Below are 19,151 nucleotides of genomic sequence, written 5' to 3' on the forward strand. Positions count from 1 at the left end.
GTGTGTGGGGATAACGAAGGTGTTATTTATTCTTTTCTTATTTTTATCGGCGGAATTATTCTCTTTTTTGTTTTATCTTATGATATTAGTTATTGTTCTGAGTTCTCAATAACAATGCCCATCGCACCTCAGCGCCACAACTTCAAGGCGAAATAGCCGCTTTTATAGCCGCTTTTATTAAGGCTAACTGGGGGTCAAGTGGCGTGACTTGTGTGTGAAGTTGCCGGATGGTGGGCCTTCTAGCTAAAGGAGCCACTTACAGCCAATGCCACGGGCAGTCCTTACCTATCCAAAGGCGCTCACTGAAATGGAAGCTTGGGGGATGCGATGACATGGATGTTTTATATAAAAAGGAATTTCAATTTAAGAGGAGGCAATCCAATGATTAGTAAGAGTCAATTAATTGATCTTTATAAATATGACGACTGGGCCAATTTTAAGCTACTGGATGGGATAAGGCAATTAGAAAATGAAGAGTTTATCCGAGACTTATCAAGTAGTTTTAGTTCAGTAAGAGATACGATGGTACATATTTTAGGAGCCGAAGAATTGTGGCTATCACGCTGGATGGGAGAACAAGGAAGATCTTTATTAAATGCTAATAATTTTCTCACGGCTGATGCATTGAGTAAACGATGGAGTGATTTTGGGAAACTGTTGAATTCTTATTTGGACTCTTTAAAAGAAGAGAATTTGATGGAAGAAATAAGTTATAAAAATCTCAAAGGGATACCATATTCTTTAGAATTGTGGAAGCAAATGCTTCATGTAATTAATCATTCCACATACCATCGAGGTCAAGTAATAACGATGCTTAGACAGTTGAAGAAACAACCACCATCACTTGATTTGATTAATTACTATTTAGAACATAAGTGAGATGGGAATTTCGGGATGTTTACTCTGCCTTGAGTTACCGTTGAGTTGATACCCAAGCTCATCGCACCCCCTTGTAACACAAGAAGAAATATTCGCTGTGATAAACTTAGCTTGGTGAAAATTATTTCTCTTGCGGATCTCTCTGCCATATTTTTAATGTATAGGACGCAGCTTTCGTTGGCAACAATCCGTCAACCCCTTATTTTGATCGGCGGGTAGAAAATCAAAAGGTATTCTTTAGCGACACTGGCAGGTTGATCCGAAACTGCACGGCCCCAGAGCCAGGTAATTCAGTATTTTATGGTACATCACACGTAACAATGGTGCTGGCAGTATACCCTGACCATACCTTCGATGAAATAGAAACCGCGCCGGGAACCCTTTTCGTAACTGTTCATTATCATAAAGCTTGGGTTCCCAGAGACGTAGGTCGCTTCAACCGGCTCCAGGTAAGGTAAACTCATGATATAAAGCCTATCTGCTGGTTAAAGTAGGGTGTCTTGCAGTCATGCAGGATGGATGTTCTTACCTATCGGATAACGGGAAGGTGGGGGGATGCGTTACATCTATTAAAGAGGTAATCCATATGATATTCAAAGCTCTAATTTTTAGCGTCATTTTACTAACCTATTTCTCTATACCCATATTCTTGATTATAAAACTGGCTAAATTTAAAAGTCTCAGAAGAATCATGAAGGAGATTATAATCTCTTTGATAGTGGTAGTTTTTTATTTGGTTTCAACTGAATTACTGAAATTAATTGGAGATAATATCGTGCATAATTAATACCCCCTCTAAGCTCAAGAAGAAATAGTTGCCCTGATTTAAAGTCTAGCTGGGGGTCGAGTAGCGTGACTTGTGTGTGAGGTTACCGGATGGTGGCCCTTCCTGCCCCTTATCAGGGTAATAAGTGGCACGTTAATCTCGAAACAAGTAATAAAATTTACGATAGAAGTCGACGAGTGGACTCCGAATCAGACAACCGGTACTGGTATGTGGGCCGGATTACTTTCCGGTAACATAATTTCAATGCAAAAGATAAATTCTGACGAAAGCAAGATGTATGGTTTACGAGTCCTTATTACAGGACATATTTATTCTATTAAAATGATAAAGTCCTTTCGAGCTGATAGAGAATATTTGTTTCGTAATTAAGGCCGGGAGTATCTTTATCTAATCAGCTAAAGTCAATTGAAACTACTATGTAGAAATTGAAAAGATTTAGTGGATGAGAGAAGAAGTCGAACATATCGAAATAAGCGCAGCATAGGCTATCTGAGTTCTGTGATATTTTCTAATACATATTTTATGGTTGAAATTAACAGTAGACATAACAACCTAATTTGTGATATTCTAACTAAGCGCCAAAACGGCGAAGCGATTTCTAACCTTTAAAATATAGCTGTTGACAAGATTAGTCGAACATGCTAATATGTATTTTGGTCAAATTTGGCCAAACGATTAATTAAAGATAATAATTAAAATGTTTAAAGTTGGCTATTGACAACGAGAGTTGAAAATGCTAAGATACAGTTCCGGCCTCAAACAGCCGAAACTAGAAATGGTCTTTGAAAACTAAACAACAAGGACAGCCAATGAGAGAAACTCGCAAGAGTTTCAAAAGAATCATGAAATCATGAGCAAGAAATCATCTTCTTACGAAGAAGTTGAATAACTTTTTTGGAGAGTTTGATCCTGGCTCAGGACGAACGCTGGCGGCGTGCCTAACACATGCAAGTCGAACGGAGAATTTCGTTAAGTTTACTTTACGAAGTTTTTAGTGGCGGACGGGTGAGTAACGCGTGGGTAACCTGCCCATAAAACCGGGACAACTCTTGGAAACGAGGGCTAATACCGGATACGCTTAAGAAGCGGCATCGCTTTTTAAGGAAAGATGGCCTCTGAAAATGCTATCGCTTATGGATGGACCCGCGTCTGATTAGCTGGTTGGTGGGGTAAAGGCCTACCAAGGCGACGATCAGTAGCCGGCCTGAGAGGGTGAACGGCCACACTGGGACTGAGACACGGCCCAGACTCCTACGGGAGGCAGCAGTGGGGAATCTTCCGCAATGGACGAAAGTCTGACGGAGCAACGCCGCGTGTATGATGAAGGTCTTCGGATTGTAAAGTACTGTCTTTAGGGAAGAACGGTCTCTTCAGGAATATGGAGGAGACATGACGGTACCTAAGGAGGAAGCCCCGGCTAACTACGTGCCAGCAGCCGCGGTAATACGTAGGGGGCGAGCGTTGTCCGGAATTATTGGGCGTAAAGGGCGCGTAGGCGGGTATTTAAGTCCGGTGTGAAAGATCAGGGCTCAACCCTGAGAGTGCATCGGAAACTGGGTATCTTGAGGACAGGAGAGGAAAGTGGAATTCCACGTGTAGCGGTGAAATGCGTAGATATGTGGAGGAACACCAGTGGCGAAGGCGACTTTCTGGACTGTAACTGACGCTGAGGCGCGAAAGCGTGGGGAGCAAACAGGATTAGATACCCTGGTAGTCCACGCCGTAAACGATGAGTGCTAGGTGTAGGGGGTATCGACCCCTCCTGTGCCGGAGTTAACACAATAAGCACTCCGCCTGGGGAGTACGGCCGCAAGGTTGAAACTCAAAGGAATTGACGGGGGCCCGCACAAGCGGTGGAGCATGTGGTTTAATTCGACGCAACGCGAAGAACCTTACCAGGGCTTGACATCCTCTGAACTCTCTAGAAATAGGGAGGTGCCCTTCGGGGAGCAGAGAGACAGGTGGTGCATGGTTGTCGTCAGCTCGTGTCGTGAGATGTTGGGTTAAGTCCCGCAACGAGCGCAACCCCTGTATTTAGTTGCTAACAAGTAAGGTTGAGCACTCTAGATAGACTGCCGGTGACAAACCGGAGGAAGGTGGGGATGACGTCAAATCATCATGCCCCTTATGTCCTGGGCTACACACGTGCTACAATGGCCGGTACAGACGGAAGCGAAGCCGCGAGGTGAAGCCAATCCGAGAAAGCCGGTCTCAGTTCGGATTGCAGGCTGCAACTCGCCTGCATGAAGTCGGAATCGCTAGTAATCGCAGGTCAGCATACTGCGGTGAATACGTTCCCGGGCCTTGTACACACCGCCCGTCACACCACGAAAGTCTGCAACACCCGAAGCCGGTGAGGTAACCCGCAAGGGAGCTAGCCGTCGAAGGTGGGGCCGATAATTGGGGTGAAGTCGTAACAAGGTAGCCGTATCGGAAGGTGCGGCTGGATCACCTCCTTTCTAAGGAGAACGGTTTAGAGCTTAGGCTTTAAACGAACATCCTATGGGTCGATGCTCTTAGAAGAAAACGAAGGTTATACTTAAGTTTTTAATAAGAGATCAAAAAGAGTCGCAAGACTCAGCCGAGGGATCGGCAAACTCATTGGCAAAGCTGTTGTTTAGTTTTGAGAGACCATCAAAGGGATCTCAAAGGTAATGTAAATTACCAATAATTACAGATTGAAAGTTTAAGCAGCAATGCTAAACTAACAATCCACTAAGTCGAAGGACTTAAGTAATTAAATAATAATCTGTTCTTTGAAAACTGCATAGAGAAATAATTTCTAGTAAGTCAAAGGAAACATCACCTCAAAACGAGTGTCATGTGATGGATCGAGTCATCGATTGATCCATAAAACGAATGTTTTGAGAAACCCTAACGTAGTATAGATTTTAGGTCAAGCTACTAAGGGCGTACGGTGGATGCCTAGGCGCTAAGAGTCGAAGAAGGGCGCGGTTAACAGCGAAATGCCACGGGGAGTCGTAAGCAGGCTTTGATCCGTGGATACCCGAATGGGGCAACCCCACCGGAGTCATATCCGGTGATCTGCAGTTGAATACATAGGCTGCCGAAGACAACCCGGGGAACTGAAACATCTAAGTACCCGGAGGAAGAGAAAGAATCATCGATTCCCTGAGTAGCGGCGAGCGAAACGGGAAGAGCCCAAACCAATCCCTTCGGGGATTGGGGTTGTAGGACCCTCTTTTAGGCACAATGTTCTAGCTGAAGAGATCTGGAAAGGTCGAGCAAAGAAGGTAACACTCCTGTAAGCGAAAGAGCAGAGTGCTGTGAGGGAATCCTGAGTACCGCGGGACACGTGAAACCCCGTGGGAAGCAGGGAGGACCACCTCCCAAGGCTAAATACTACTTAGCGACCGATAGTGAACCAGTACCGTGAGGGAAAGGTGAAAAGCACCTCGGAAGAGGAGTGAAAAAGAACCTGAAACCGTACGCTTACAAGCAGTCACAGCACTTCGGTGTAGTGGCGTGCCTTTTGTAGAATGAACCGGCGAGTTACGGTATGCAGCGAGGTTAAGGCGAAGAGCCGGAGCCGAAGCGAAAGCGAGTCTGAAAAGGGCGACGAGTTGCATGCTGTAGACCCGAAACCGTGTGATCTACCCATGGCCAGGGTGAAGGTGGGGTAAAACCCACTGGAGGCCCGAACTCACTGTCGTTGAAAAGGCAGGGGATGAGCTGTGGGTAGGGGTGAAATACCAATCGAACACGGAGATAGCTGGTTCTCCCCGAAATAGCTTTAGGGCTAGCCTCAATTGATGAACCATGGCGGTAGAGCACTGAATAGGCTAGGGGCCTTACCAGGTTACCGAACCTTATCAAACTCCGAATGCCATGGTGTTAAGATTGGGAGTCAGACTGTGGGTGATAAGATTCATAGTCAAAAGGGAAACAGCCCAGACCATCAGCTAAGGTCCCAAAGTATACACTAAGTGGGAAAGGATGTGGAACTGCACAGACAACCAGGATGTTGGCTCAGAAGCAGCCACCATTTAAAGAGTGCGTAATAGCTCACTGGTCGAGTGGTTCTGCGCCGAAAATGTAACGGGGCTCAAGTGTATCACCGAAGCTATGGCTTGCACGTTTACGTGCAGGGGTAGGGGAGCGTTCTAAATGCAGGGAAGTCATTCTGTAAGGAATGGTGGAGTGTTTAGAAGTGAGAATGCCGGTATGAGTATGCGAAAAGACAAGTGAGAATCTTGTCCGCCGAAAATCTAAGGTTTCCTGGGGAAGGCTCGTCCGCCCAGGGTAAGTCGGGACCTAAGCCGAGGCCGAAAGGCGTAGGTGATGGACAACTGGTTGAGATTCCAGTACCACCGAGAAGCGTTATTAACAATGGGGAGACACAGAAGGATAGGTTAAGCGTGCCGTTGGTCGAGCACGCCCAAGCGAGTAGGAGGTAGGGTAGGCAAATCCGCCCTGCGATAACTCTGAGACGTGATGGGGAGCGAAACATAGTAGCGAAGTAACCGACTCCAAGCTGTCAAGAAAATCCTCTAGTGAGTGACTGGGTGCCCGTACCGCAAACCGACACAGGTAGATGGGGTGAGAAACCTAAGGCGCGCGAGAAAACCCTCGTTAAGGAACTCGGCAAAATGGCCCCGTAACTTCGGGAGAAGGGGCGCTCACTGCAAGGTGAGCCGCAGAGAAAAGGTCCAGGCGACTGTTTAACAAAAACACAGGTCCCTGCGAATCCGCAAGGAGAAGTATAGGGGCTGACACCTGCCCGGTGCTGGAAGGTTAAGAGGAGAGGTTAGTCGCAAGGCGAAGCTTTGAATTGAAGCCCCAGTAAACGGCGGCCGTAACTATAACGGTCCTAAGGTAGCGAAATTCCTTGTCAGGTAAGTTCTGACCCGCACGAAAGGTGTAACGATCTGGACACTGTCTCAACGAGGGACTCGGCGAAATTGTAATACCCGTGAAGATGCGGGTTACCTGCGACAGGACAGAAAGACCCCATGGAGCTTTACTGCAGCTTGACATTGGATTTTGGTATAAAATGTACAGGATAGGTGGGAGACAGAGAAGCTAGGGCGCCAGCCTTGGTGGAGTCGCCGGTGGGATACCACTCTTTTTGTACTGAAGTTCTAACTAGGTCCCCTGAATCGGGGATTAGGACAGTATCAGGCGGGCAGTTTGACTGGGGCGGTCGCCTCCTAAAGAGTAACGGAGGCGCCCAAAGGTTCCCTCAGCGCGGTTGGAAATCGCGCGCAGAGTGTAAAGGCAAAAGGGAGCTTGACTGCGAGACCTACAAGTCGAGCAGGGACGAAAGTCGGGCTTAGTGATCCGGTGGTACCGAGTGGAAGGGCCATCGCTCAACGGATAAAAGCTACCCTGGGGATAACAGGCTTATCTCCCCCAAGAGTCCATATCGACGGGGAGGTTTGGCACCTCGATGTCGGCTCATCGCATCCTGGGGCTGTAGTAGGTCCCAAGGGTTGGGCTGTTCGCCCATTAAAGCGGTACGTGAGCTGGGTTCAGAACGTCGTGAGACAGTTCGGTCCCTATCCGTCGCAGGCGCAGGAAATTTGAGAGGATCTGTCCCTAGTACGAGAGGACCGGGATGGACGAATCACTGGTGTACCAGTTGTCTCGCCAGAGGCACAGCTGGGTGGCTATATTCGGATCGGATAAGCGCTGAAAGCATCTAAGCGCGAAACCGGCCTCAAGATGAGATTTCCCACAGTGAGAGCTGGTAAGACCCCTGAAGGAAGATCAGGTTGATAGGCCGGATGTGGAAGCACCGTGAGGTGTGGAGCTGACCGGTACTAATCGGTCGAGGGCTTGACCTAATTGAACTACGATAGGAACGTGGCTCAGTGTTTCCGAAGAAGAGAAGACGAAACTAGAAAGAAGACTCTATGTGGTTTTGAGAGAGCAGGGTTCTGTAAAAGAAAACTGAAAATCTCAGAGATCTGGTGATCATGCCGGAGGGGTTCCACCCGTTCCCATACCGAACACGGAAGTTAAGACCTCCAGGGCCGAGCATACTTGGGGCATAGCCCCTGGGAAATTAGGTCATCGCCAGGTAACAAGCGAAAGACTGCCTTATGGCAGTCTTTTTCGAATTAGGAGAATAATATGGCTCAATTCTGCGTAGAAGTAATAGCGAGGCTTTTTGATTTTTGATAAAGGTTCTTTCGGCTTACTTTTTCAAGCAAATTCAATTCTTGGCTATTCCGTCATTTAAGTGTAAGTCGTATAGAAAAAATTATTAAGAAATACTGTTGAGTCATCTGGGGGGGAAAGACTGATGGATGCACCGATCAGAATAGTACTACTTCGCGATGCTGATAAATGCGAAACTAACCCTGAATTAATGGATGCAAGAAATAAGTTTACCGTAGGGGAGTTGGAAATTGAATATTATCAGTGGTTGGATGAATTGGCCTAAATTAGATTAAGCGGCTAAGCTGTCATACATACGTAATAAGTTAATGAGGTCATGGTATAAAGGAAGAAACAGTTGTGTGTGAACTGAGTAGGTATTAGAGTTGCCTGCTTTACTAAATAACAAGACTCTACGTTTAACAATTTGGTTAGAATATAAATGGCTCTTGCCAATTTTGGAGGGAACGGCTCTGCTGGAGAGCAACCGGAGCGCCTTAATTGGATTCTGCCACAGGGGAAAGGGAAACAATAGAGTTCCCTTTTTCTTTCCCTTGTGGGAGAATCTAAAGCGGAAAACTCAGGGGCGCAGCCCATATGTTGTGTCAATTCGATATTTGCTTTAACATTATTATGTAAATCAATATATTCGATCCTATCATAAATAAACCAGTCAGAATAATTATAGATAGAATCTTAGATCTTATTGTCCAATTTCTAATGAGGTTCATCTGCACACACCCCTTGTTACATATTTCACCCTTCGTAAGTTTGTGTATTAGTGATTTACATGTATTTTAAGCTCTTAATATTACTTGATCATGAAGTACTCTTTAAATCTATGTTAAAAGACAAGTTATTCCAGCGTTTTGACATTAATACAAGGTTATCTCATTAGATCTTAGGGTCCTATTTTAAGGATGATCGCGGCCTTTTTCGCAGAGACTGAGATGATCTTAAGAAATGACGTGCGGTATTATTGCTTAGCCTTATTGGTGGAAGATTACTCATCGAATCACATTAAACCAAAGTGTGGTAACATTTTGGTAACGCAATCCAATAAAACTCAAAATAGAAAAAGTCTTGAATTTCCTCGATTTAATCCACTTCTTACTACCCAATGAAAGATGTTCCTACCTATTGGGATATGGCGGCATGATGTAAAAAGGCCTGAGACTCTTGCGTAGCAAGGATTACAGACTTGAAGAGATCAGAGCTTTTACCATTTAGTTGCCATTATTAAGTGTTCTTACGGAGTCCTCTCATGAGTTCACTGAACTTGCGAGAGGACTCTTTCTGTTAAAATGACAAATCATAAATATAAGAAGAATGTCATAATAATGTAATTTTTCTTTGTTATAATTCAAAAAATAAGATTTGAAACGGCCACTGCGGTAGCAGTGCGGATTCAATGGACATAAGGCAAATCAACTAGAATATTTTTAATTTAAGGAGAAAGAGGCGGAGCTATATGGATATTTTGACATTTGCCATCAAAATGGAACTCGATGGAGAGACCTTTTACACTGAACAAGCTAAAATCAATCATGAAAATGGGTTGGACATAGTATTTCTTATGTTAGCTAAAGATGAAAAAATGCATGCCCAGATTCTGCAGAATAAAGAACACAAGCTTCCCTATAAGTTAAACGATAGCGAGTTACTGTCGAAAGCTAAAAACGTCTTTGATAACTTTGATCTCAACAAACAAATTGTTAATCAACTAGAAGTTTATCGGACAGCATTAAAGAATGAAAAAGATAGTATCAATCTTTATCAAGATTATTTAGCCAAAGCAACAGATGATGAATCGAAATCATTGTTTGAGTATTTGATAAAGGAAGAGGAAGGGCATTACTCAATTATTGATCAACTGATTTCACATATAAGTCGTGCCGAAGAATGGGTAGAATCTGCAGAATTTGGGGTTAGGGAGGAATATTAACTTTAGATAACTTCTCAACTCAAAACTAGTTGGAATCCAGATTCAAAATATTAGAGGTTTCCCATGAGTTCACTGAACTTTTGAGAAGCCTCTTTTTTTATGACTTTTATCGTGTGCCCGAGTGTATAATATAACAGTGCCAATATCACCTTTTATGTGCGAATGGCACGATAAATTTGTGACTTTTGCTACTAGCTAAGAACTTTTAACTGGACTATTATAATATACATTAGGGCGAAAGAACTAACAGAATAGAACGATCGGCCTAAATTAATAACAGTAACAATAATAGCAAGCTTGGACGAAAGTCAAGGACGCAAAACTATGGGCCTTCCGGTATAACTGATGACAGCCAGGCCACCGAATCAAATTTGCTATCATCATACGTTATGACAATTTTTTCGATGTTAATTTAACTCTGGGTGTAACCATGATGCTCAGGATAACTATAAATCTATTTTCTAATCTGTGGAATAAGATGTTGGCTATTGAAAGTAGAGTTTCTGAGAGGTCCGAACTGGCGGAGAGCTTGTTATTATTAGTAAATAGAGGCCAATTCAGATATATCGAGAATTTTCCGCCAAAAATTATTATTTATTACAAAAACTATTTACTGATTCGACACATTTAGATTAGTTTTTCTACATATTTATGTTAATGTGTAAATTATAGTGGCTATGTCAATTTGAGAAAGAATCCTGGAAGGGTTGACAAAATTAAAAAATTCTCGCTTTTTCAACTAACATTGTTAAATACATAGAAAATACTAAACGCTGCGAAAAAAAGCAGCTTCTATTTTTTAAAAGTATATTGATATCATTAAGTAAATATAAAATTAGCGATTTTACATAGTTTCTTCGCTGGGCAATATCACCAGAAGGGATTTGGGCATAAGATAATGGAAATAGCTCATGAAATGATAAACGATTTTTTAGAGAAACGAAAAAGGCAAATAATGAAAAAACTTAGCGTCCAAAATGCCGAAAGAGTACGAAATATTTCATTAATACTAATAACACTTTCGGTTTTGCTTTTTTTAACAGATTATTTAAATAAGATATTTGGTAAATGGGTATATAAACGTGCATATATTGCTTTATTTCAATCCCATATTATCCTATTGGTAGGAGTTTTATTCTATTTCCTTGTATATAAAACAATAAGAAATAAAGATAAAGAAGTTTTTTATAATATTTATAGTTACTCGTTTATAATTTTTATTGTGAATTTTTGCGCTTATGTTTCTGGAAGTATAGACCAAGAAATACATGGAGAAATTACCCTTTATGTCCTAAGTTGTTTCTTTATCGCTAGTTATCTTTATATGAATCCTAAGTTTATAATTTTTTTATATAGCCAAACGTATGCCGTATTACTAATTTTAATATTAATAACACAAAATGACCCGGAAATAAGGCAGGGACATATACTTAATTCAACTTTAATTGCAATACTCTCAGGTTTTATGGCAACAACTATTTCGAAACTGATGCAAAGAGATATATTGTATAAATTAAAACTAGAAGAGATGGTTGAAGCAAGATCAAATGATTTAATTCAGAAACAAAAGGAAGTCAATCGACTTCAGCAATTCAATCTTATTGGACAAATGGCAGGAGGTATGGCACACGAAATAAGAAATCCAATGACTACGGTTCGTGGTTTCTTACAATTACTTGGCAACAAAGAACATCATAAAAAAGAATATAATTATTTTGAGTTAATGATCTCGGAGCTCGATAGAGCCAATGGAATAATTGAACAATTCCTTTCATTAGCAAAAGACAAAGTTATTGTATTGCAGAAAAAGTCATTGAACGAAATTATTTTGAAATTATCGCCATTAATTGAGGCGAATCTATCTTTTGAACAGAATTTAAGGATGGATTTACAGGATATACCTAAAATTCTTTTAGACGAAAAGGAATTATGCCAGATCATTCTAAACATTACCAAAAACGGATGTGAAGCTATGCCAAACGGCGGCAATTTAACTATTAGCACTTATCAGCAGGCTAATAACGTTATGTTAGAAATTCAAGATGAAGGTATAGGAATTGAACCTGAAGTTCTAGATAAAATAGGGACTCCATTCTTTACAACTAAAGAGAATGGGACTGGCCTAGGGTTAGCAGTATGTTATAACATTGTAAAAAAACATAACGCAATCATAAAACTTCATTCAAATGCAAAAGGAACAAAATTTACAATAATATTTAGCATTTGCTGATAAGGTGAGACTTTTAAAACTTAGCTAACACAACCAAAGGACTTTTCTAAACTTGAAATAGGTCTCGATTTTCAATAACGAAAATTGGGACCAATCTTTTTTGGTGTCCAAATATGGAAAGATTTTGCGGTTAAAAGTTATTGCAGTATGTGATACACTAAAACTCCACTTGTGTAAAAGTGGGCAAAAAAATATATAACTTAGGAGGAGGCGGAGATGAAGCATTTTAAATTGATTCGTTTAACCATTGTACCTATGTTAGTGACGCTCTTGATTTCAACCCAAGCAGCTCCATCTCTGGCCGATGTCAGTATCAATCCTCGCCTCTATGGTACAAATCAATACGAAACTTCCACTTCTATTGCCAACCAGTTTTCTAATCAAACTGTTAGTAATGTTGTTTTAGCTTCAGGAAACGGTTTCTCTGATGCACTATCAGCCAGTGTCTTGGCTCATAACTTAAATGCTCCAATCTTATTAGTCAATACTCATACTCAAACGTCAACCGAAGCTTTGGATTATATTAGTGCTCATTTACAAGCAAACGGTACGGTATACATCATCGGTGGACAAGCTGTTATCGGTCCTGATTTTGACACGAATTTAACGAGCAAAGGTTATAGTGTGAAACGACTTGGCGGTAACGATAGGTATGACACCAACCTTCTGGCCGTCAATGAATTAAACACAACAAGCAGTGCAGTTTATATTGCCAATGGCGAAAATTTTCCCGATGCCTTAGGCGTTGCCAGTTTTGCAAGTTATACTAATTCTCCTATTCTCTTGACGCAAACGTCTGCTTTATCAAAAGGAGTACAGGATTACCTCAAAAACAAACAGCCAACCCAGGTTTATATTTCTGGAGGTATTGCAGTTGTATCCAGTGAAGTTGAAGCTGAAATCAGATCGCTATTGCCTAAAACCAGTACAATTACACGATTTGCAGGCCAAACAAGATTTGATACGGCCTCTCTGGAGTATAGCCAATTGGCTGCCAGCCCAAAGAATATCTATATTGCATCAGGCCTAAATTACCCGGATGCTTTGTCTGGTACTGTATTAGCAAGCCAAAATGGTGACCCGATTTTGCTGATCGACCCAACTACACCATTAGTGCCTGATCGTATTGCTGCGTATTTATCACAGCTGCATAAAAGTGGTATAGCCCCAACGATTACAGCTCTCGGTGGTCCGGTTGTGGTACCGAGTGAGGTCGTAAGCAACGTTGCCAATCTGTTGAACGGCCAAGCCGAATCGCCTTTATTTAATATCACGGCGGTTGACCCCAGATTGAATTTTGAAGGATTACCTGTTTATGCCTTACCCAATGAAAACTATTGGTTCAATATTAACACGTATAAATATAGTTATCCCTATAGTAGTTTTCATTCCTCGGTAGAAAATAAATTATATAACTACATGCTCAGTCAAGATAATGAGGTGTCTGTTTACAACAGAGCGGTGGCACTCCATGGCGGGATAACCAGCAATAACTGCGTTTATTTCCAATCTGAAGCCTTGAGAAGAATAGGCTTTAATATAAGCAATTCAATGGCAAATACCATCCAATTCAGCAATCTATTATCACAATTAAAATTCAAAAAGGATACAAACATCGGGAATTTAAGGCCGGGAGATATTGTCTTTACTCAAGGGATGACTCATACCTATATGTTCATGGGCTGGGTTAATCCCGGAAGGGAGGATTATGCGTATGTCGTCGATAATCAGGCCCGTTCCTTCGGAGGACAAGTGTTGCACGTGCGAAGCATAACAAACGATTCTGTGCAAAACACTGATGGTATGGCGTTTTTTATGTATTATTAAAGAGAATCAACGGACACTCTTTAGAGGGTGTCCGTTGAGGCGAAAACCATATTAAATTAACCCGTAAATAGAAAATAAGTACAAACACCCTATGATAAACTCAATCGTAGGGTGTTTGTGTCTGATAAATACCCACGTCAAATGACAGAAATTATTCCTGACGTCGTATATCCGTTATGTTATAGCATCAGCAATGCTTTTTATCATTGGAGAAACTTCTTTCTAACGAGAATGGAATGTTTTAAAATTCTTCCGTACTTAATTCAAAGCCTTCCAGAATTGCAGGGTCATCAATTTCAATGAGTAAGTACTGTCGCCCATTCTTCTTGACTTGCTTGATGCGCTTTAGCTCCTCATGGCGAATCTTAATTTGTGCGACACTGCTTTTTATTTCAATCACTTTACTGCTTGGCAGCAGGTTGGTTGCCTTAAATTCATAATTTGTCTTTTCGGTATTCTGCAGAAATGAACTTTCTAATCTATGTGTATCTTCAATTCCGCTTTTAACAAGTATTTGTTCAATTGCTTTGACGCCAAGAGTAGGAATTTCACCGTTTTCACTGGCATCAGTGATGCATTCATTAATCTGTTCATAAACATTGGCAATTACTTCGGGTTCAACCTGATCTCCTGCAACATCCTTGATAATTGTTAAAAATCGTTCTTTGTCATCCTGAGCTGTTGGGACAACTTCACAATTCAGCACGTGGTGAATAAAGCTTTCACTGGGTTGATTATCTTTCTTCGTATAATAAATAACCTTATTGCTATCCGCGTATCCATCACTGAGAGAAGGAAAAACAAACCCCTCTTCAGGCGATGCGGCATTGATATAGACATTCATCGGGATATCGACTCTAAAGTTCTTCTCCTCAAAATCGAACATTAAAGCTCGTTTAGGGCTGGTCACCAGGTTGACTGTACCCATCATAAATTCAAAGACATTCACCACATCGTTTTTCGCTTCATCGTCCGGGCCCACTTCATTTTTTGCAGGAATCCAAAATTCGCCACGGGTAAATGAAATCATATAATCCGATTCGTAGGACTCACTGTGGTCTAAGATTTTTTTCACGATGTGCCTAATTTCTTCTTTAAAATCCGAATGCAAGGCTTCAAATAGGATCTTCTGCTCGGGATTTTCACCGAGTTTGTTATCCGCAAAACTTAGTTCAAAAATTTTACTGTCCAGTTGACCCGTAATGAGCTTTTTAAATCCTTTCAGGTAAAATTCCTGTTTTAATTGGTCCATTTGCTCGAAGTATTCAGTCTCTACCCCAAGAATTTGTGCGTTGTCTTTTTTGATGTAAACGCTGCAAATTTCCTTTAATTTAAGACCGTCATTGCCTGCCCTAAATTCTTTTCTGAGTTTGTCCAGATCATTTTTGTCCATTCTTAATCCCCTTAGTTTATATAAAATTCTCAATGTCTTAGATCATAACATAGTTAGGCAGGACATTAAAAGACCAACCTCTAAGGTTGGTCTTTCAGTCATCGTAAGACTACCAACAAGTTACTTCAAAAATAGCAGGGATTATCAGTAAAACGAGTAGTGTAAAATCTAGAACGTTCATGCCCCTTAATATAGATAGAAAAACATCCTATACCCGGATAATATCGAGTATAGGATATCTTTTTATAGGGAATGTTCAGTGTTTAACTATGTTCTAACTTTTTTAAGTACTAATTGTTTATGTACGGGTGGCGGAGTATTCCTGATATGCCCTTTCGTCGTATTCTGCTTGTTCTAAAGTTAGAGCGTGTTAAACATTTCTTTCACTCATTAGGAGGTTTGACAGTTGAAGCCAGGCTTGTTAAACCGGTTACTGCCCCAAGGCCCATCGTTTCTACAATGGAAGAAGGTACGATTACCATAGCACCTTTTTCCTTGATTCCTTCGTACAAAATGTTCATTGCCCGTAGATGCAAGGCAACGGGATTATTTTCATAAGATTTGGCGGCTTCTGCAAATTTAGCGGCAATTTCTGTTTCAGCGGTTCCCAGGATGATTCTTGCCCGGCGTTCGCGTTCAGCCTGAGCTTCCCGGCTCATCGCATCTTGTAATCCTGAGGGCAAAACGACATCTCGAATTTCAACTGCGTTAACATTAACACCCCATGGTTCGGTACGCTTATCAATTACCTCTTTGAGTTCTCGATCAATTCTTTCCCTGTCTGAAAGCATCTCTGCCAAGTTAGTACGGCCTATAACATCCCTTAAAGCCGTTTGTGCCGCCCAGAAAACTGCATCCCTATATTGAGCCACTTCCAGAGATGCTTTTTTAGCATCTACAACTGTCCAAAACAATACAGCATCAACGTCAACGGGTACTGTATCTTTGGTTAAGGTTTGTTCGGCCTTAAACGTTGTAGTGATTGTACGGTGGTCAATCCAGTTACTCACTGAGTCTATTATAGGGATGACAAAAAATAAACCTGGTCCTGCAAGGTGGCTAAATTTACCGAGACGAAGAATGACAGCTTTTTCCCACTGGTTGGCAACTTTTACGCCATAACCAACTAAAATTGCAACGAAAGCTCCAATGACTATCCATCCGATCCAGCCCGTTATAAGCCAAATTAAGCCGCCGATAAGCAGAACGATAAATGCTAAGAACAGTGATAATGGACTAGGCCCTCGGAAATCAAAATTGGTTAGGTTGATATTTGGATTAGGCATATAAATGACACCTCTCCTTCTTAATATAGGTTATTGGTTAGTATATCGCATATGCCAATAGTATATAACATTAGTATATAATGGAATAGTTAATACCTGAAGAAATCAAATATAATCATTTATTTTAAGGGTTACCGAGTATGTAAGAATCATAGTATGAAGCGGAGATATCTTCTGGTGCGAAAACTTGGACTGTTCCTCAAAGGCCTGCGAACTGCCGGACTATATGGCTCCGGTGCAGACAACTGTTTTGTGACCTTTCTTCTGGGATGTTTCGAAAGGCTTGGTCCGTCCCGATGATAAGATGAAAACATCAGTTGTGAATGACCCGATATCTTATTTTAGCGTTTTCCAAATGGTTGTTCATCGCTAAAACAGCTTCTTCATTATTATGCTTGGCGATGTTTTCATAAATGAGGCTATGTTCCTTAAAGACGGCATTTAAATTATCTAAGTTCAACATCCCGCTTTTACTTATATGTTTGATGAGTTTGCGCGAAGTTTGAAGCAAATTACAAAGTATAGGATTATGAGAACATTGCGCAATTGAAAGATGAAAATCAAGATCTAAATTAAGAAAGTGCTGGAAATTGCTTTCTTCATAGGCGGTTTTGGATTCTTGATAAATTTTCTTAAGAGCATGTAAATCCTCCCGGGTTGCATTAATAGCTGCCAGACGAGCTGATTCAATTTCCAGAACATTGCGTACTGAGATGACATGCTCCATATTCTTATCGCCTAAGAAGAATGTCCAAGATAGCGGAGTCATAAAAAAATCCGAGCTATCTGAGGCAATAAAAGTGCCTTGCCCGGGCAGAATATTGATGAGTCCAAGTACGTTTAAAACTTTTAAGGCCTCGCGAATGGAAGTTCGCCCGACATTAAATTGGATTGCAAGATTGCGGTCTGAGGGAAGCTTATCGCCAGGTTTTAAAGCTCCTGCCAGGATTTGATCTTCCAAAAAGTTGCTGATGGCATTAGCAAGAGTTTCAACTTGGCTTGGTTTTCTAATAATTGGAGTGAGGTAGGATAAGGCCTTTTCCTGAACTGAGTGTTGAGGGTTGAGAAAAACATCAATATTTTTGGCAAAATCATCTGGAGGGAGCTGAAATAACTTTGGATCCACAGCAAAGGTTTGTGCAAGTAATGATGTGTAATATTCACTGTCCTTACTCGATCTTTTTTCAAGTGATGACAGTTTTGATATGCTGAGATGAGGCCTATTATCATCTTGGTTCATAAAATACTTTTGGATGAATTCAGTTTGAGAAAGCATGAGCCTTCTTCTCAGCAGCAACATATTTTCAGGAATATGTATAGGGTTGAGATTATCCATTTGTTTTATCAAGCCTTTCTTGTACTATCAGTGGACTGGCCGAGTGTCTCTGTAAATAATTATAGCAAAGCTTCAAGCCAAAATTAAAGATTGCATTATTACAATACATGAGTTAGAATAAAATTGCAAATAAAGAGGTCGACCAGGCGACCTCTTTATTAAAACGGAGGATTGTTTATGATTAAAAAAGCTGAAGAATTGGGGGTTGAATACAGCCCTAACCTAAAAGGCGGAAAAGGCACCATAAAAATCATCAATATTCTTGAGAATAAAGATAACCATCGAACAGGCAGGCTCTTTGGAGTAAGTATTATTCCCGTAGGGGGATCAATCGGCAAACATCAACATGTGGGGGATTTTGAAACATATTACATTCTGAAAGGGAAAGCCCTCGTCAATGATAACGGAAATGAACAAATTCTAGGACCTGGAGATATGACGAAATGCAATGACGGAGATTATCATTCCATTGAGAATATTGGGGACTGCGATTTAGAGTATATTGCTGTGATTTTATATAGCAAACAGAAAGAAAAATAGAGGATAAGGAAAGGAAGGGTGGTCGCAAATGGGTTACCCAAAAGACATTCTAACAACAAGATCAGTTGTTAAACACGGTAAATATGCCGTGATTCCTCCCGACGGACTCGTTAATAATGTCATCCCGGGGATTGAAGGCTGTCGAGTCAGTATTGTCGCTTCACCTAAAATGGGGGCTAGTTTTGTTCAATATGTTATTACGGCTGAAAAGAATGGCGGAACAACGAAGGTATTCGGCAATCAGACTAATATCGAAACGTTTATTTATTGCCTTGAAGGGGAAGGTAGATATACTGTTGACGGCCAAGAATATAAGGCAGTGGATGGCGCCTATATTTATGCGCCGGCAGGAGTAGGCCTGGAATTCAAGAATACGTCCGAAAAGCCCATGAAAGTTCTTCTGTATAAACAAGTCTACATTCCTTGTGAAGGCATGAGGCCTTATATCTTTTATGGAAATGTCAATGACATCGAATACAAAATCTATGATGAGATGGAAAACGTCTTTATCAAAGATTTGCTTCCTGTTGATCGCAATTTTGACATGAACATGCATATTCTCTCTTTTGCCCCCGGAGGATGTCATCCTTTTGTGGAGACCCATGTTCAGGAACATGGTGCCTATATTTTAGAAGGCGAAGGCTGTTATCTTCTTGATGACAACTGGTCTATGATTAAAAAAGATGATTTCATGTGGTTCGGTCCTTATGTGGCTCAAGCTGCCTATGGTGTGGGCAGGACGAACTTTACCTACATCTATTCCAAGGATTGCAACAGGGATGTCGAACTTTAATTGACAATTTAG

10 protein-coding genes, 3 rRNA genes and 1 riboswitch are annotated in these 19,151 nt (G+C 41.3%); of the genes, 10 read left to right on the forward strand and 3 right to left on the reverse strand.

Going from position 1 to position 19,151, the window contains the following annotated elements:
- Window positions 1-381 precede the first annotated feature (381 nt).
- From DESACI_RS03900 to DESACI_RS22955, 8 genes are all read left to right on the forward strand, one after another.
- A complete protein-coding gene (locus DESACI_RS03900) occupies window positions 382-879 on the forward strand; it encodes a DinB family protein (RefSeq protein ID WP_014825868.1) in 498 nt (165 codons plus the stop codon).
- Window positions 880-2,557: 1,678 nt separating this feature from the next.
- Window positions 2,558-4,125 (forward strand): 16S ribosomal RNA (locus DESACI_RS03915).
- A 435-nt stretch (window positions 4,126-4,560) separates the two neighbouring features.
- Window positions 4,561-7,473: ribosomal RNA gene (locus DESACI_RS03920) — 23S ribosomal RNA — on the forward strand.
- A gap of 122 nt (window positions 7,474-7,595) precedes the next feature.
- A 5S ribosomal RNA gene (gene rrf, locus DESACI_RS03925) occupies window positions 7,596-7,711 on the forward strand.
- Together the 16S, 23S and 5S rRNA genes form the textbook arrangement of a ribosomal RNA operon.
- Before the next feature lie 223 nt (window positions 7,712-7,934).
- Window positions 7,935-8,075 (forward strand): hypothetical protein, encoded by a 141-nt coding sequence (locus tag DESACI_RS24735; protein WP_014825871.1) that lies wholly within the window; start codon window positions 7,935-7,937, stop codon window positions 8,073-8,075.
- Between the two features lie 1,185 nt (window positions 8,076-9,260).
- Window positions 9,261-9,734: a ferritin-like domain-containing protein gene (locus DESACI_RS03930; protein WP_014825872.1), complete on the forward strand. Its 474-nt coding sequence runs from the start codon at window positions 9,261-9,263 to the stop codon at window positions 9,732-9,734.
- 280 nt (window positions 9,735-10,014) lie between these two features.
- Window positions 10,015-10,099: riboswitch (cyclic di-GMP riboswitch) on the forward strand.
- A 533-nt stretch (window positions 10,100-10,632) separates the two neighbouring features.
- Entirely contained in the window at window positions 10,633-11,964 is a 1,332-nt protein-coding gene (locus DESACI_RS03935) for an ATP-binding protein (protein ID WP_014825873.1), read from the forward strand.
- A gap of 216 nt (window positions 11,965-12,180) precedes the next feature.
- Window positions 12,181-13,791 carry a cell wall-binding repeat-containing protein gene (locus DESACI_RS22955; RefSeq protein WP_014825874.1) on the forward strand — a complete coding sequence of 537 codons (1,611 nt, stop codon included), beginning with the start codon at window positions 12,181-12,183 and terminating at the stop codon, window positions 13,789-13,791.
- Window positions 13,792-14,032: 241 nt separating this feature from the next.
- On the opposite strand, the gene DESACI_RS03945 is transcribed toward DESACI_RS22955, so the two are convergent.
- The 3 genes from DESACI_RS03945 to DESACI_RS03955 form a co-directional block, all read right to left on the reverse strand.
- Window positions 14,033-15,184, reverse strand: a complete 1,152-nt coding sequence (locus DESACI_RS03945; RefSeq protein WP_014825875.1) for a DUF4317 domain-containing protein — start codon at window positions 15,182-15,184, stop codon at window positions 14,033-14,035.
- Window positions 15,185-15,567: 383 nt separating this feature from the next.
- Window positions 15,568-16,470: a slipin family protein gene (locus DESACI_RS03950; protein ID WP_014825876.1), complete on the reverse strand. Its 903-nt coding sequence runs from the start codon at window positions 16,468-16,470 to the stop codon at window positions 15,568-15,570.
- 313 nt (window positions 16,471-16,783) lie between these two features.
- A complete protein-coding gene (locus DESACI_RS03955; RefSeq protein ID WP_014825877.1) occupies window positions 16,784-17,806 on the reverse strand; it encodes a FadR/GntR family transcriptional regulator in 1,023 nt (340 codons plus the stop codon).
- A gap of 177 nt (window positions 17,807-17,983) precedes the next feature.
- On the opposite strand from DESACI_RS03955, the gene DESACI_RS03960 reads away from it, so the two are divergent.
- Window positions 17,984-18,346, forward strand: coding sequence for a cupin domain-containing protein (locus tag DESACI_RS03960; protein ID WP_014825878.1), 363 nt, complete (start codon window positions 17,984-17,986; stop codon window positions 18,344-18,346).
- Window positions 18,347-18,374: 28 nt separating this feature from the next.
- Entirely contained in the window at window positions 18,375-19,139 is a 765-nt protein-coding gene (allE, locus tag DESACI_RS03965; protein WP_014825879.1) for a (S)-ureidoglycine aminohydrolase, read from the forward strand.
- The last annotated feature ends 12 nt before the right edge of the window (window positions 19,140-19,151 follow it).

It is taken from the genome of Desulfosporosinus acidiphilus SJ4 (genome assembly GCF_000255115.2).
Classification (GTDB): Bacteria; Bacillota; Desulfitobacteriia; order Desulfitobacteriales; family Desulfitobacteriaceae; genus Desulfosporosinus; species Desulfosporosinus acidiphilus.

Excerpts from the sequence above, each read along its gene's own strand:
- DESACI_RS03900 (WP_014825868.1), top strand. The coding sequence starts at position 382 with ATGATTAGTAAGAGTCAATTAATTGATCTTTATAAATATGACGACTGG.
- DESACI_RS24735 (WP_014825871.1), top strand. The coding sequence starts at position 7,935 with ATGGATGCACCGATCAGAATAGTACTACTTCGCGATGCTGATAAATGC.
- DESACI_RS03930 (WP_014825872.1), top strand. The coding sequence starts at position 9,261 with ATGGATATTTTGACATTTGCCATCAAAATGGAACTCGATGGAGAGACC.
- DESACI_RS03935 (WP_014825873.1), top strand. The coding sequence starts at position 10,633 with ATGGAAATAGCTCATGAAATGATAAACGATTTTTTAGAGAAACGAAAA.
- DESACI_RS22955 (WP_014825874.1), top strand. The coding sequence starts at position 12,181 with ATGAAGCATTTTAAATTGATTCGTTTAACCATTGTACCTATGTTAGTG.
- DESACI_RS03945 (WP_014825875.1), bottom strand. The coding sequence starts at position 15,184 with ATGGACAAAAATGATCTGGACAAACTCAGAAAAGAATTTAGGGCAGGC.
- DESACI_RS03950 (WP_014825876.1), bottom strand. The coding sequence starts at position 16,470 with ATGCCTAATCCAAATATCAACCTAACCAATTTTGATTTCCGAGGGCCT.
- DESACI_RS03955 (WP_014825877.1), bottom strand. The coding sequence starts at position 17,806 with ATGGATAATCTCAACCCTATACATATTCCTGAAAATATGTTGCTGCTG.
- DESACI_RS03960 (WP_014825878.1), top strand. The coding sequence starts at position 17,984 with ATGATTAAAAAAGCTGAAGAATTGGGGGTTGAATACAGCCCTAACCTA.
- allE (WP_014825879.1), top strand. The coding sequence starts at position 18,375 with ATGGGTTACCCAAAAGACATTCTAACAACAAGATCAGTTGTTAAACAC.